12 protein-coding genes and 1 pseudogene are annotated in these 16,134 nt (G+C 45.1%); all 13 read left to right on the forward strand.

Translation table 11 applies throughout. From position 1 onward, the window contains the following. Nucleotides 1-77, forward strand: a pseudogene (locus Q1A86_RS20780) (elongation factor Tu); the annotation flags it as partial. Nucleotides 78-366: 289 nt separating this feature from the next. Further along, nucleotides 367-738 (forward strand): preprotein translocase subunit SecE, encoded by a 372-nt coding sequence (gene secE, locus Q1A86_RS20785; protein ID WP_299811285.1) that lies wholly within the window; start codon nucleotides 367-369, stop codon nucleotides 736-738. 9 nt (nucleotides 739-747) lie between these two features. Continuing rightward, a complete protein-coding gene (nusG, locus tag Q1A86_RS20790; protein ID WP_299811288.1) occupies nucleotides 748-1,299 on the forward strand; it encodes a transcription termination/antitermination protein NusG in 552 nt (183 codons plus the stop codon). A gap of 126 nt (nucleotides 1,300-1,425) precedes the next feature. Then, nucleotides 1,426-1,854, forward strand: a complete 429-nt coding sequence (gene rplK / locus Q1A86_RS20795; protein ID WP_012153448.1) for a 50S ribosomal protein L11 — start codon at nucleotides 1,426-1,428, stop codon at nucleotides 1,852-1,854. Between the two features lie 4 nt (nucleotides 1,855-1,858). Next, on the forward strand, nucleotides 1,859-2,560 hold the full coding sequence (gene rplA / locus Q1A86_RS20800; protein WP_299811295.1) for a 50S ribosomal protein L1: 702 nt from the start codon (nucleotides 1,859-1,861) through the stop codon (nucleotides 2,558-2,560). Nucleotides 2,561-2,825: 265 nt separating this feature from the next. Further along, nucleotides 2,826-3,323, forward strand: a complete 498-nt coding sequence (gene rplJ, locus Q1A86_RS20805; protein WP_299811298.1) for a 50S ribosomal protein L10 — start codon at nucleotides 2,826-2,828, stop codon at nucleotides 3,321-3,323. A gap of 53 nt (nucleotides 3,324-3,376) precedes the next feature. Beyond that, nucleotides 3,377-3,742 (forward strand): 50S ribosomal protein L7/L12, encoded by a 366-nt coding sequence (gene rplL / locus Q1A86_RS20810; RefSeq protein ID WP_220765527.1) that lies wholly within the window; start codon nucleotides 3,377-3,379, stop codon nucleotides 3,740-3,742. Between the two features lie 239 nt (nucleotides 3,743-3,981). Further along, a complete protein-coding gene (rpoB, locus tag Q1A86_RS20815; protein WP_299811303.1) occupies nucleotides 3,982-8,013 on the forward strand; it encodes a DNA-directed RNA polymerase subunit beta in 4,032 nt (1,343 codons plus the stop codon). A gap of 84 nt (nucleotides 8,014-8,097) precedes the next feature. Continuing rightward, a complete protein-coding gene (gene rpoC / locus Q1A86_RS20820; protein WP_299811306.1) occupies nucleotides 8,098-12,312 on the forward strand; it encodes a DNA-directed RNA polymerase subunit beta' in 4,215 nt (1,404 codons plus the stop codon). A 189-nt stretch (nucleotides 12,313-12,501) separates the two neighbouring features. Beyond that, nucleotides 12,502-12,876, forward strand: a complete 375-nt coding sequence (rpsL, locus tag Q1A86_RS20825) for a 30S ribosomal protein S12 (protein ID WP_012153454.1) — start codon at nucleotides 12,502-12,504, stop codon at nucleotides 12,874-12,876. An 80-nt stretch (nucleotides 12,877-12,956) separates the two neighbouring features. Beyond that, the gene (gene rpsG / locus Q1A86_RS20830; protein WP_028767978.1) at nucleotides 12,957-13,427 is read left to right on the forward strand and encodes a 30S ribosomal protein S7; all 471 of its coding nucleotides are present in this window, start codon (nucleotides 12,957-12,959) and stop codon (nucleotides 13,425-13,427) included. 75 nt (nucleotides 13,428-13,502) lie between these two features. Continuing rightward, nucleotides 13,503-15,599: an elongation factor G gene (gene fusA / locus Q1A86_RS20835; protein WP_299811313.1), complete on the forward strand. Its 2,097-nt coding sequence runs from the start codon at nucleotides 13,503-13,505 to the stop codon at nucleotides 15,597-15,599. 83 nt (nucleotides 15,600-15,682) lie between these two features. Further along, nucleotides 15,683-16,134, forward strand: a 452-nt coding sequence (locus tag Q1A86_RS20840) for a GTP-binding protein (RefSeq protein WP_299811316.1), incomplete at its 3' end; no start/stop codon positions are given.

Here is a 16,134-nt window from a genome sequence, read left to right on the forward strand (position 1 = left end):
ACGAAGGTTTACGCTTCGCTATCCGTGAAGGTGGTCGTACAGTTGGTGCTGGTGTTGTAGCTGAGATCGTTGCTTAACTAGCAACGAGTCTTAACTCGATACTGAAAAAGGCAGCTTAGGCTGCCTTTTTTGTTTTTATTGCATTTAGGTTTAATTTGTTAGTTAAGCTGGGCTTTGTATTCTTGCCAAATAAGTGGAATAAGAATACAATCTATGACCGATTTTTGACTCGTTGAGTATACTTTAATAAGAGTATGTTTGGCGGTCGCCAGTTCGGATAGCGAGTCTGACTGAATTTTTCACTGAGCAAAATGCTATTTTTTAGTGTCACTTGACTCAGAACGTAGTGAGTAACGGAATTAACCGATGACAACAAATACTGAAAACCAGGGTAACTCTCTGGATATCGTAAAGTGGGGCCTAGTCGTAATCTTGTTGGCTGCTGCAATTATTGGCAATCAATATTTTAATGAAGCAAGTGTCGTTGTTCGCGCCCTTGGTGTAATAGTGACCTTTGCCATTGCTGGTTTCATCGCGTTGCAAACAGAAAAAGGCAAGCAAGCTTTAACTTTTGCTCGTGAATCACAGATTGAAGTTCGTAAAGTGGTTTGGCCTACGCGTCAAGAAGCACTCAATACAACTTTCATTGTATTAGCTGCAACAGCCGTTTTAGGTTTAATCCTTTGGGGCTTAGACGCAGTATTGCTTAGAATTGTTAATTTTATTACAGGCGTATAGGCATTAAGTATGACTGAAGCTACTGAAGCTAAAAAGAGATGGTATGTTATTCAAGCGTTTTCCGGCTATGAAGGCCGTGTATGCAAAACCTTGCTTGAACATATCAGAATGCACGAAATGGAAGACTACTTTGGTGAGGTGTTAGTCCCTACTGAAGAAGTAGTTGAAATGCGTGCAGGCCAACGTCGTAAGAGCGAACGTAAATTTTTCCCTGGCTATGTACTAGTGCAGATGGAAATGAATGATGAAAGCTGGCACTTGGTTAAGAGTATTCCTCGTGTAATGGGCTTCATCGGCGGAACGTCTGATCGTCCAGCGCCAATTTCAGATAAAGAAGCTGATGCGATCCTTCAGCGTCTTCAAGAAACTACAGAGTCTCCAACGCATCGCGTTATGTTTGAGCCTGGTGAAGTTGTTCGTGTTACTGACGGACCTTTTGCTGACTTCAACGGTACTGTTGAAGAAGTGGATTATGAGAAGAACCGCGTTAAGGTTTCTGTGATGATCTTCGGTCGCTCGACTCCAGTAGAACTTGATTTTAGTCAGATTGAAAAAAGCTGATTAAATAAAGCACAAATAGTATTTGGAAATGGGTGCGAATTTATATATAATTCGCACCCATATTTTTCGGGGAGCTTTTCAACATAGTGTTGATGGCGTTTGAACCCAAACTTGAGGAAATGTCTCATGGCAAAGAAAGTTGATGGTTACATCAAACTGCAAGTCGCAGCCGGTGCTGCAAACCCGTCGCCACCAGTAGGCCCAGCATTGGGTCAGAAAGGTGTTAACATCATGGAATTCTGTAAAGCATTCAACGCTCGTACTGAAAAGTTCGAGAAAGGTATGCCAATTCCTGTAGTTATCACTGTTTACTCTGATCGCTCTTTCACTTTCGAAACTAAGACTCCACCTGCGTCTTTCCTACTGCTTAAAGCAGCTGGTCTGAAGTCAGGCTCTGGCCGTCCTAACACTGAAAAAGTGGGAACTATCAAGCGTAGCGCTGTCCAGGAAATTGCTGAGACTAAAGCTGCTGATATGACTGGTGCTGATATTGAAGCGATGACTCGCTCAATTGAAGGTACTGCGCGTTCAATGGGTTTGGTAGTAGAGGACTAATATAATGGCAAAGCTAACTAAACGCGCTCGTCTAATTCGCGAGAAAGTTGAAGCGACTAAAAGCTACGACATCAATGAAGCTGTTGCACTACTTAAAGAGCTAGCTACTGCTAAGTTCCTTGAAAGTGTTGACGTTGCGGTTAACCTAGGTGTTGACCCACGTAAATCTGACCAAAACGTTCGTGGCGCTACTGTGCTACCACACGGTACTGGTCGTGATGTTCGTGTTGCTGTGTTCACTCAAGGCGCTAACGCTGAAGCTGCTACTGCAGCTGGTGCTGAGCTTGTTGGTATGGACGATCTTGCTGCACAGATTAAAGCTGGCGAAATGAACTTCGACGTAGTTATCGCATCTCCAGATGCAATGCGCGTTGTTGGTATGTTAGGTCAAATCTTAGGCCCACGTGGTCTAATGCCTAACCCAAAAACTGGTACTGTAACGCCAAACGTTGCTGAAGCAGTTAAGAACGCTAAAGCGGGTCAAATCCGTTACCGTAACGATAAGAACGGTATCATCCACACTACTATCGGTAAAGTGGACTTTGAACCAGCTCAACTTAAAGAAAACTTAGAAGCACTACTTGGCGCACTTAAGAAAGCCAAGCCTGCTGCAGCTAAAGGCGTTTTCATTAAGAAAGTAAGCATCTCTACCACTATGGGTGCAGGTGTTGCTGTTGACCAGGGTACCCTGGAAGACGTTAAGTAAATTTACAAAGCTCGTGCATTAGTCTATAATGCGCGCACTTTGTAGGGTTGGGGCTGTGAGTTAACCTTTTAGGTTAATGAAAAGCCTCCGTCCAAGACCGTAGGTGTTGCTCAAGTAGTTAACTTAATTTCCTGCGTAGACGGTGTCGGACCCCAGATAGATTTTGTCTGCTGGAATTTTTCGCGCCGTAAGTCGCTAAGTATCTATGATATTTAGCATGGTAATTGCTAGGGAATTTCCCTAGATAGAATCCAGGAGTATACCAATGGCGTTAGGACTCGAAGACAAAAAAGCGATTGTTGCTGAAGTCAACGAAGCTGCCAAAGGTGCTTTATCTGCAGTTGTAGCCGATTCACGCGGTGTAACTGTAGCTAATATGACCGGACTTCGTAAAGCTGCTCGTGAAGCAGGAGTGTACATTCGTGTAGTACGTAACACTCTTGTTAAGCGCGCCGTAGCGGGTACTGATTTTGAGTGCCTGAGCGATACGTTTACTGGTCCAACTTTGATTGCATTCTCTTCTGAGCACCCAGGTGCAGCTGCGCGTCTTCTTAAAGATTTCGCTAAAGCTCAACAGAATTTTGAAATCAAAGCAGCAGCCTTTGAAGGGGAATTAATCCCTGCAGAAAATATTGATCGTTTAGCAAAACTACCAACTTACGAAGAAGCACTAGCTCAGTTCATGATGACTCTAAAAGAAGCATCTGCTGGCAAGTTCGTTCGTACATTGGCCGCTTTACGCGATCAGAAAGAAGCTGCTTAATTTTACAAGCCGCTTAATTAAAATTGAATTCAGTACAATAGGAATTTTTTGTTATGTCTATCACTAAAGACCAAATCTTAGAAGCTCTTGCAGCTATGTCTGTAATGGAAGTTGTTGAACTAATCGAAGCAATGGAAGAGAAGTTCGGCGTTTCTGCTGCTGCTGCTGTTGTTTCAGGTGGTGGCGATGCTGCTGCTGCTGAAGAGAAAACAGAATTCGACGTAGTTCTTACTTCTCACGGCGACAACAAAGTTGCAGTAATTAAAGCTCTTCGTGGCGCTACAGGTCTAGGCCTGAAAGAAGCTAAAGCTATGGCTGAATCTGCTCCAGTAGCAGTTAAAGAAGCTATCACTAAAGAAGAAGCTGAAGCTCTTAAGACTGATCTAGAAGCGGCTGGTGCTGCAGTAGAGATCAAGTAAGTTATACTATAACTTACAACCTCCCGAGTAATCGGGCGGAGGCTGGCGGTTTTTTAACCGTCGGCCTTTTTTGCGCTGTATGCGCAGGCGATTTTTTTTTCACCGTTTGTCGCCAGATTTTGCAGTTCCTAGCAGAGATTACTGGTTAGGTTCTTGCTTTCAACGGTGATGGGCAAACGCGCTGTCTCAACAGTTAAGTTGATTCAGTCTTGGTCACATCTCGCAATCAGAGGAAACCCATGGTTTACTCCTATTCTGAAAAGAAGCGTATTCGCAAAGACTTTGGTAAACGTCCACGTGTTCTGGACATCCCTTACCTTTTGTCAATCCAGTTGGACTCTTTTAAGAAGTTCACCGATCAAGATCCTACAGGTGAGCGCGGTTTTGAAGCTGCTTTCCGTAGCGTTTTTCCCATCAAGAGCTTTTCTGGTAACTCTGAGCTGCAATATGTCAGCTACAAACTAGGCGAGCCAGTTTTTGATGTGAAAGAGTGTCAAATCCGCGGTGTTACATACTCTGCACCACTACGCGTTAAACTGCGTATGGTTCTGTATGACCGTGAAGCTGCACCTGGCACAGTAAAAGACATCAAAGAACAAGAAGTCTATATGGGGGATATCCCTCTTATGACTGACAACGGTACCTTTGTTATCAATGGTACTGAGCGTGTAATCGTATCTCAGCTGCACCGTAGTCCAGGCGTATTCTTTGATCATGACCGTGGTAAAACCCACTCTTCAGGTAAGGTGCTGTATAACGCACGTATTATTCCTTACCGTGGTTCATGGTTAGACTTTGAATTCGATCCTAAAGATGCACTGTTTGTTCGTATTGACCGCCGTCGTAAGCTTGCGGCATCGATCATTCTGCGCGCATTAGATTATTCAACTCAAGATATTCTTGACCTGTTCTTCGACCGCGTAAACTTTAAGATCAAGAAAGATTCATTAGTAATGGATCTCGTTGCTGACCGCCTACGTGGCGAAACAGCTAGCTATGATATTAAAGACGCTGAAGGCACTGTTCTTGTTGAGAAGGGTCGTCGCATCACTGCACGTCACATTCGTCAACTTGAAAAGACAAACACAACTGAACTTGAAGTTCCAGTTGAGTACATCGCTGGTAAGATTTCTGGCCAAGATTATATCGATCCAGATACAGGCGAAGTATTGGTTTCTGCAAACGCAGACATCAGCCTAGAAGATCTAGCTAAGCTATCTATGGCTGGCATCAAAGAGATCAGCACTCTGTATATCAACGAGCTTGATAACGGTGCTTACATCTCTGACACATTACGTATTGATTCGACAACTAACCGCCTAGAAGCGCTAGTTGAAATCTACCGTATGATGCGTCCAGGCGAGCCACCAACCAAAGACGCAGCAGAAGCGCTATTCAATAACCTATTCTTCAGCGAAGAACGTTATGATCTATCTAAAGTAGGTCGTATGAAGTTCAACCGTCGTCTAGGTATCGATGATGACGAAGGCACTGGTATCCTAACTAAAGAAGATATCGTTGCCGTGATGAAGAACATCATCGCGATTCGTAACGGTTTCGACGAAGTGGATGATATCGATCACCTAGGTAACCGTCGTATTCGTAGCGTTGGTGAAATGGCTGAAAACCAGTTCCGTGTTGGTCTAGTTCGTGTAGAACGTGCCGTACGTGAGCGTTTGAGTCTTGGCGATCTAAATGAGCTTATGCCTCAAGATCTGATCAATGCTAAGCCAATTTCTGCAGCGGTTAAAGAATTCTTTGGCTCTTCACAGCTTTCACAGTTCATGGACCAAAACAACCCATTGTCAGAAGTTACGCATAAGCGTCGTATTTCTGCTCTAGGTCCTGGTGGTCTTACACGTGAACGTGCTGGTTTCGAAGTTCGAGACGTACACCCGACTCACTACGGTCGTCTATGTCCAATCGAAACGCCAGAAGGTCCAAACATTGGATTGATCAACTCGTTGTCAACCTTTGCTCGTACTAACAACTATGGTTTCCTTGAAACACCATACCGTAAGGTTATCGATGGTGTGGTTACTGATGAGGTAGATTACCTTTCAGCAATCGAAGAAGGCCGTTATGTTATCGCACAGGCAATCGTTAACTTAGACGAAAACGGTCGTATGATGGATGATCTTATCGCATGTCGTCATAAGGGTGATTCTACCTTTATGGGTGCTGCTGATATCCAGTATATGGACGTTTCACCACAACAGATTATTTCTGTTGCGGCATCGCTAATTCCGTTCCTAGAACACGATGACGCGAACCGTGCATTGATGGGTGCGAACATGCAACGTCAGGCCGTTCCAACACTTAAGGCTGATAAGCCTTTAGTTGGTACTGGTATTGAACGTACACTTGCTGTTGACTCAGGCGTGGTTGTTGCTGCTAAGCGTGGTGGTTATGTTGACTACGTAGACGCTAGCCGTATCGTGGTTAAGGTTGATGAAGCTGAGCTGACTCCAGGTGAAGCAGGTATCGATATCTACAACTTGACTAAGTACACGCGTTCTAACCAGAACACTTGTATTAACCAGCGTCCTTGTTGTTCTGTCGGTGACCCAGTTGTTCGTGGCGACGTACTAGCCGATGGCCCATCTACCGACTTAGGTGATTTGGCTCTTGGTCAGAACATGCGTATCGCGTTCATGCCTTGGAACGGTTACAACTTCGAAGACTCGATCTTAATCTCTGAGCGTGTAGCTCAAGAAGACCGTTTTACAACTATCCACATTCAAGAGCTTTCATGTATCGCTCGTGATACTAAGTTGGGTAGTGAAGAGATCACTGCTGATATTCCAAACGTAGGTGAGTCTGCGCTTTCTAAGCTAGATGAATCAGGTATCGTTTATATCGGTGCAGAAGTTAAGGGTGGCGACATCCTAGTTGGTAAGGTAACACCTAAAGGTGAAACTCAGCTGACTCCAGAAGAGAAACTTCTCCGTGCAATCTTCGGCGAAAAAGCCTCTGACGTTAAAGACAGCTCTCTACGCGTACCTAATTCTGTTAAAGGTACTATCATTGACGTACAAGTATTTACTCGTGACGGCGTTGAAAAAGACAAGCGTGCTGTAGAAATCGAAGAGATGCATATCGCTCAGGCGAAGAAGGATTTGACTGAAGAGTTCCAAATTCTTGAAGATGGTGTTATCGGTCGTGCTCGTAACCTACTATTAGGTGCTGGTTTCGATGAAGCCCAACTTAATGCAATTCCACGCTCACAATTGTTGGTGCAAACCATCGATGACGAAGCGAAGCAAACTGAGCTAGAACAGCTAGCTGAGCAAGCGGAAGAGCTAAAAGCCGATTTCGATAAGAAGTTTGAAATCAAGCGCCGTAAGATCACTCAAGGTGATGACTTAGCGCCTGGCGTACTTAAGATCGTTAAGGTTTACCTAGCGGTTAAGCGTACAATCCAGCCTGGTGATAAGATGGCTGGTCGTCATGGTAACAAGGGTGTAATCTCTAAGATTTGTCCTGTTGAAGACATGCCGTACGACGAAAAAGGCGACCCAGTGGACATCGTATTGAATCCACTAGGTGTACCATCACGTATGAACATCGGTCAGGTACTTGAAGTTCATATGGGTGCTGCAGCGAAAGGCATCGGTAATCGTATTACTGAGATGCTAGAAGAGCAGCGCGAATTGGCAGAACTTCGCGGATACATCAAGCAAGTTTATGACTTAGGTGACGAAGTGCAGCAGCGCGTTGACATCGATTCATTTACTGATGATGAAATCTTGCGTCTTGCTAAAAACCTAAAAGGCGGTGTACCAACAGCGACACCTGCGTTTGATGGTGCCAAAGAGAAAGAGATCAAGCAGATGCTTGAACTTGCAGGTCTACCAACATCAGGTCAGCTAACGCTGTGTGATGGTCGTACTGGTAATCAATTTGAGCGTCAAGTAACCGTAGGTTACATGTATATGCTTAAACTGAACCACTTGGTTGACGATAAGATGCACGCCCGTTCTACCGGTTCGTACAGTCTTGTTACTCAGCAACCATTGGGTGGTAAAGCACAGTTCGGTGGTCAGCGTTTCGGTGAGATGGAAGTATGGGCACTTGAAGCTTACGGTGCTGCATATACACTCCAAGAAATGCTAACCGTTAAGTCGGACGATGTGAACGGTCGTACTCAGATGTATAAGAACATCGTCGACGGTAACCATCAGATGCAACCAGGTATGCCTGAATCTTTCAACGTATTGTTGAAAGAGATCCGTTCACTCGGTATTAATATCGAATTGGATCAACAGTAACACTTGGTTACTGCCTCTATGGCAAAAGAAATTGGTGCTCTGCATTTTGCAGGGCACCCGGTTTAACTCCTTCAGGAGAGAAACGTGAAAGACTTATTAAAGTTTCTGAAACAGCAAAGCAAGACTGAAGAATTTGAAGGTATCAAGATCGGCCTAGCGTCGCCTGATCTGATCCGCTCTTGGTCTTTTGGTGAAGTTAAGAAGCCAGAAACCATTAACTACCGTACATTCAAGCCTGAACGTGAAGGTTTGTTCTGTGCGCGTATTTTTGGTCCAGTAAAAGATTATGAATGTTTATGCGGTAAGTATAAGCGTCTTAAGCACCGTGGTGTGATCTGTGAAAAGTGTGGCGTTGAAGTTACACAGACTAAAGTACGTCGTGAGCGTATGGGTCACATCGATCTTGCTAGCCCAGTTGCACACATTTGGTTCTTGAAGTCACTGCCGTCTCGTATCGGTTTGATGCTAGACATGACTCTTCGTGATATCGAACGTGTACTTTACTTCGAATCTTTCGTAGTAATCGAGCCTGGCATGACCAGTCTTGAACGCGGCCAAATGCTAACAGAAGAAAACTATCTGGATGCATTAGAAGAGTACGGTGATGAATTCGATGCCAAGATGGGTGCTGAAGCAGTTCTAGAATTGCTACGTGCTATCGATCTTGAGAAAGAAATTGAAATGATGCGCGAAGAATTGCCATCAATCAATTCTGAAACTCGTCGCAAGAAGATCACTAAGCGTCTTAAGCTTATTGAGGCATTCTTCACTTCAGGTAACAAGCCTGAGTGGATGATCCTTAAAGTGCTACCGGTTCTGCCACCAGATCTACGTCCTCTAGTACCACTAGATGGCGGACGTTTTGCTACGTCTGATTTGAACGACCTTTACCGTCGTGTAATTAACCGTAACAACCGTCTAAAGCGTCTGTTAGATCTAGCTGCTCCAGATATTATCGTGCGCAACGAAAAGCGTATGTTACAAGAATCTGTTGATGCGCTATTGGATAACGGTCGCCGTGGTCGTGCTATTACGGGTTCTAACAAGCGTCCGCTTAAATCTTTGGCCGATATGATCAAAGGTAAGCAAGGTCGTTTCCGTCAGAACTTGCTAGGTAAGCGTGTTGACTACTCTGGTCGTTCGGTAATTACCGTAGGTCCAACTTTACGTCTACACCAGTGTGGTCTTCCTAAGAAGATGGCACTTGAGCTATTTAAGCCATTCATCTATGGCAAGCTAGAAGGTCGTGGCTTAGCTACAACTATTAAAGCTGCTAAGAAGATGGTTGAGCGCGAAGTTCCAGAAGTTTGGGACGTGCTAGATGACGTGATCCGCGAACATCCAGTGATGCTTAACCGTGCACCAACACTGCACAGACTAGGTATCCAGGCATTTGAGCCAGTACTTATCGAAGGTAAAGCGATTCAGCTTCACCCATTGGTTTGTGCGGCATACAACGCCGACTTCGACGGTGACCAAATGGCTGTTCACGTGCCACTAACGCTAGAAGCGCAGTTAGAAGCACGTTCGCTAATGATGTCTACCAACAACATCCTATCACCTGCAAACGGTGAGCCGGTGATCACACCGTCACAGGACGTTGTATTGGGTCTTTACTACACTAGCCGTGAGCGTATCAACGGCAAGGGTGAAGGCATGGCATTCGCTGATGTGGCTGAAGCTGAAAAAGCTTACCGCACTGGTGTTGCTGAGCTACACGCTCGCGTTAAGGTTCGTATTACTGAAACCACGACGAACGAAGCTGGCGAAAAAGTTAAGACACGTCGCGTTGTTGATACAACCGTTGGTCGTGCATTGCTTTCACAGATCCTGCCAAAAGGTCTTTCTTATGATTTGGTTAACCAAAACATGGGTAAGAAGCAGATCTCTAAGCTATTGAACACTTGTTACCGTCAATTAGGTCTTAAAGATACCGTTATCTTTGCTGACCAATTGATGTACACAGGCTTCCACTTTGCAACTATCTCAGGTGCCTCTGTTGGTATCAACGATATGGTTATTCCAGATCTTAAGTACACGCTAGTAGCGGATGCTGAAGCGGAAGTTCTTGAAATTCAAGAACAGTTCCAATCTGGTCTAGTAACAGCCGGTGAGCGTTACAACAAAGTAATCGATATCTGGGCAAGCGCGAACGAAAAAGTTTCTAAAGCGATGATGGAAAACCTGTCTAAAGAGACAGTGATTAACCGTGATGGTGAAGAAGAAACACAAGAATCATTTAACAGTATCTACATGATGGCCGACTCTGGCGCTCGTGGTAGTGCTGCACAGATTCGTCAGTTGGCCGGTATGCGTGGTCTGATGGCTAAGCCAGATGGCTCAATCATCGAAACCCCAATTGTGGCTAACTTCCGTGAAGGTCTAAACGTATCTCAGTACTTTATTTCTACTCACGGTGCGCGTAAGGGTCTTGCGGATACGGCATTGAAGACAGCTAACTCTGGTTACCTGACTCGTCGTCTAGTAGACGTTGCACAAGATCTAGTTGTTATCGAAGATGACTGCGGAACGTATGAAGGTCTAACTATGAAACCACTAATTGAAGGTGGTGATGTAGTTGAGCCGTTACGTGAGCGCGTGCTAGGTCGTGTTGTTGCTCAAGACGTACTTAAGCCTGGTACTGAAGAAGTACTTGTGCCGCGCAACACGCTTCTTGACGAAGCATGGTGTGACATCGTTGAAGACAACTCTATCGACGAAATGATTGTTCGTTCAGTAATTAGCTGTGATACAGACTTCGGTGTGTGTAAAGCTTGTTACGGTCGTGATTTGGCTCGTGGTCATATCATTAACCAAGGTGAAGCGATTGGTGTTGTTGCTGCTCAGTCAATTGGTGAGCCAGGAACACAGCTTACGATGCGTACTTTCCACATCGGTGGTGCGGCATCTCGAGCTTCAGCTGAGAACAACGTTCAAGTTAAGAACTCAGGAACGCTTAAGTTACACAACGCTAAGTATGTAACTAACAGCAACGGTAAGCTTGTAATCGTATCTCGTTCTTCTGAACTTGCCATCATCGATGAGCTAGGTCGTGAGAAAGAGCGTTATAAGGTTCCTTACGGTACAGTTCTTGAGAAGTTGGAAGACGATGGCGTAGCTGCTGGCGAAATTATCGCTAAGTGGGATCCGCATACTCACCCAATTATTTCTGAAGTAGCGGGTAGTATTAAGTTCGTAGATATGATTGAAGGTGTCACAATGACACGTCAAACAGACGAACTAACTGGTCTTTCTTCGATCGTAGTACTAGAAGTTGGTCAACGTCCTACAGCTGGTAAAGAGATGCGTCCAATGATCCGTCTTGTTGCTGCTGACGGCGGTGACTTGATGATCCCAGGTACTGAAGTTCCTGCGCAATACTTCTTGCCAGGTCACGCGATTGTGAACCTTGACGATAACGCACCAATTAACGTTGGTGATGCATTAGCACGTATTCCTCAAGAATCTTCGAAGACTCGCGATATTACCGGTGGTCTGCCACGCGTAGCTGACTTGTTCGAAGCGCGTAAGCCAAAAGAGCCTGCTATTCTTGCTGAAGTATCGGGTACTATCTCGTTCGGTAAAGAAACCAAAGGTAAGCGTCGTCTAGTGATTACCCCTGCTGATGGCGGTGAGCACTATGAAGAGATGATTCCTAAGTGGCGTAACCTAAACGTGTTCGAAGGTGAAAAAGTTGAACGCGGTGAAGTTATTGCTGATGGTCCAGAAGCAGCACACGACATTCTACGTCTACGTGGTATCCACAATGTGGCTAACTATATCGTGAATGAAGTACAGGATGTTTACCGTCTACAGGGCGTTAAGATCAACGATAAGCACATTGAGGTGATTATTCGCCAGATGCTGCGTAAGTGTGAGATCGTAGACGCTGGTGACAGTGAATTCCTACCGGGTGAGCAAGCTGAAGTATCACGTGTTAAGATCGCTAACCGCGAACTTGAGGCACAAGGTAAGCAGCCTGCGACATTCGAACGTGAACTTCTTGGTATTACTAAGGCGTCACTTGCGACTGAATCGTTTATTTCTGCAGCCTCGTTCCAGGAGACCACTCGTGTTCTTACTGAAGCAGCTGTTGGCGGTAAGAGCGATAAGTTACGTGGCTTGAAAGAGAACGTAATCGTTGGTCGTCTAATCCCTGCTGGTACGGGTTACTCATACCACCAGAAGCGTGCTGAAGCTGCAGTTAAACCTGCTGCTGAAGAAGCGCCAGTGATTAGTGCAAGTGAAGCTGAGCAGAACCTTGCAGATCTACTAAATCTTGCTGGTAGCAACGATTAATCGATGCTGAAAAGTAAATAGATTGTAAAAAAGGCGCTTTAAGCGCCTTTTTTTTACTTTAAATCGGTTAAAAGTTGTCTATTTCTTGACAGAAACCTCATACACTTCTAAAATTTCGCGTCCCACACCTGTGGGATATAGATTTTTCACACCTTACTGTTGATTTAGTCAACTGATTCGGAGCTATACATGGCAACTGTAAACCAGTTGGTACGTAAGCCTCGCGCACCGAAAGTCGATAAGACTAACGTTCCTGCGCTAGCTGCGTGTCCACAAAAACGTGGTGTTTGTACTCGCGTATACACTACTACACCAAAAAAACCTAACTCTGCACTACGTAAAGTAGCTCGTGTGCGTCTAACTAACGGTTTCGAAGTTACTTCGTACATCGGCGGTGAAGGCCACAACCTGCAGGAACACAGCGTAATTCTAATCCGTGGCGGTCGTGTAAAAGACTTACCGGGTGTGCGTTACCACACTGTACGCGGCGCATTAGACTGTGCTGGCGTTAGCGAACGTCGTCAAGGTCGTTCAAAGTACGGTGCTAAGCGTCCTAAGTCTTAACGTTTTCCGTTAAGTAAGGCCAAGCTAGATATAATTGAGATTCCAGTTTTGGGGTCCCTGAAGCATACGGAGAAATTGTTATGCCAAGACGTCGCGTTGTAGGACAACGTAAAATCCTACCAGATCCAAAGTTCAACAGTGAGTTGCTGGCTAAGTTCATCAACGTCATTATGCAGGACGGCAAAAAGTCGACTGCTGAAAAAATTATTTACAAGGCACTAGATACTGCAGCTGAAAAGAAAGGCGAAGAGCAACTAGTAATCCTTGAAGCAGCCCTGGACAACGTACGTCCATCAGTCGAGGTTAAATCTCGTCGTGTTGGTGGTTCTACTTACCAGGTACCATGTGAAGTTCGTCCAGTGCGTCGTAACGCACTAGCGATGCGCTGGTTGGTTGAAGCTGCACGTAAGCGTGGTGAAAAATCTATGGCTCTACGTCTAGCAGGTGAAATGTTAGACGCATCTGAAAACAAAGGTACTGCTGTTAAGAAGCGCGAAGACGTGCATCGTATGGCAGAAGCAAACAAAGCGTTTGCTCATTACCGCTGGTAATATCTTGGCGTGGGCTTTGTCCCACGCCTTACTTGCATTGCTAACACTCAGGTTTTAGCTAAGAGGGTATAAATCGTGGCTCGTACAACTCCAATTGAGCGCTACCGTAATATCGGTATCTGTGCTCATGTTGACGCTGGTAAAACCACTACCACTGAACGTGTTCTGTTCTACACTGGCTTATCTCATAAGATCGGTGAAGTTCATGATGGCGCTGCCACCATGGATTGGATGGAGCAGGAGCAGGAACGTGGTATTACCATCACCTCAGCCGCAACGACTACTTTCTGGCGCGGAATGGATGCGCAGTTCACTGAACACCGCATTAATATCATCGATACTCCAGGTCACGTTGACTTCACTATTGAAGTTGAACGTTCTTTGCGAGTACTAGATGGTGCAGTCGTTGTTTTCTGTGGCTCATCAGGGGTAGAACCCCAATCTGAGACTGTTTGGCGTCAGGCTGATAAGTATCATGTGCCGCGCTTAGTGTTCGTCAATAAGATGGACCGCGCAGGTGCAAACTTTGATCGTGTCGTTGAACAGATCCGCAACCGCCTTGGCGCGACTTGTGTACCGATTCAAATGAATATTGGTGCAGAAGAAGACTTCAACGGTGTTGTCGATTTGATCAAGATGAAAGCAATTAACTGGTCTGAAGATGATCAGGGCATGACTTTCACTTATGAAGCCATTCCAGAGCACCTAGCCGATAAAGCTGCAGAAATGCGCGAGTATCTGGTTGAAAGTGCTGCTGAAGCTTCAGAAGAGCTGATGGAAAAGTACCTAGATGATGGGGAACTTTCGGAAGACGAGATCAAGAAAGCACTACGTCAACGCACCTTAAATAATGAAATCGTATTGGCAACCTGTGGTTCTGCATTTAAGAACAAGGGTGTACAAGCGGTTCTCGATGCAGTGGTAGACTATCTACCATCACCAGTCGAAGTTCCTGCTATTAAGGGCATCGATGACAACGAAGAAGAGACTGAACGTCAAGCTGACGACAATGCTCCTTTCGCTGCATTGGCATTTAAGATTGCTACAGATCCATTCGTAGGTACTCTGACTTTTATACGTGTTTATTCAGGTGTATTAGAAACTGGTGCAGGCGTATATAACTCTGTTAAGCAAAAGCGCGAACGTATCGGTCGTATGGTGCAGATGCACGCTAATGATCGTCAAGAGATTAAAGAAGTACGCGCTGGCGACATCGCTGCTCTTATTGGTCTTAAGGACGTGACTACTGGCGACACTCTGTGCGATTCAGACCACAAAGTAATTCTAGAGCGTATGGAATTTCCTGAGCCTGTAATTACTATTGCCGTTGAGCCAAGAACAAAGGCTGACCAAGATAAGATGGGGATGGCGTTGCAAAAGCTTGCAGCGGAAGATCCATCATTCCGTGTTGAAACTGATGAAGAGTCGGGTCAGACACTGATTTCTGGTATGGGTGAGCTACACTTAGACATCATCGTAGACCGTATGCGTCGCGAATTTGGTGTTGAGTGTAATGTAGGTAAACCACAAGTTGCATATCGTGAGACTATCCGCAAAGCTGTGGAAGTCGAAGGTAAGTTTGTACGCCAATCTGGTGGTCGAGGTCAATTCGGTCATGTTTGGTTAAAGCTAGAACCTCAAGAAGAAGGTTTTGGTTACGAATTCGTCAACGAAATTGTCGGTGGTGTGGTTCCGAAGGAATACATCCCAGCAGTTGATAAGGGTATTCAAGAGCAGATGAAGAACGGTGTATTAGCCGGCTTCCCAGTTCTTGACATAAAAGTCACATTGTACGATGGTTCATATCATGATGTGGACTCGAACGAAATGGCATTTAAAGTGGCTGGTTCTATCGGCTTTAAGAAGGGCGCACTAGAAGCGGATCCTTCATTGCTTGAACCATGTATGAAAGTCGAAGTAACAACACCTGAAGATTATATGGGTGATGTTGTGGGTGACTTAAACCGTCGTCGTGGCCTTATTGAGGGTATGGATGATGGTATCGCAGGTGTTAAACTTGTTCATGCAACAGTACCGTTATCTGAAATGTTCGGTTATGCAACCGATTTGCGTAGTGCCACTCAGGGCCGTGCTTCGTACTCTATGGAGTTCTTGAAGTACTCTGATGCACCGCAAAATGTTACTAAAGCAATAATAGAGGCTAGAGGCTAAACCGTCTCGCTCTATTGTTGATATACTTAATTGCTATTGCTCGGTTTTGAGCCGAGCATTTTCTGAAAAGAAAGGAATATATCGTGGCTAAAGAAAAATTTGAACGCGTAAAACCGCATGTTAACGTTGGTACTATTGGACACGTTGACCATGGTAAAACAACTCTAACTGCTGCTATCTCTGCAGTATTGACTAAGAGCTTCGGTGGTACTGTACGTGATTTCGCACAGATCGATAACGCTCCAGAAGAGCGTGAGCGCGGTATTACAATTAATACTTCTCACATCGAATATGACACTCCATCACGTCACTACGCACACGTAGACTGTCCAGGTCACGCCGATTATGTTAAAAACATGATCACTGGTGCTGCACAGATGGACGGCGCTATCCTAGTAGTTGCTTCTACAGATGGTCCAATGCCACAAACTCGTGAGCACATCCTGCTTTCACGTCAGGTTGGCGTACCATTCATCATCGTATTCATGAACAAGTGTGACATGGTTGATGACGAAGAACTTCTAGAACTAGTAGA

The organism is uncultured Shewanella sp., assembly GCF_947497935.1.
Taxonomy (GTDB): Bacteria; Pseudomonadota; Gammaproteobacteria; order Enterobacterales; family Shewanellaceae; genus Shewanella.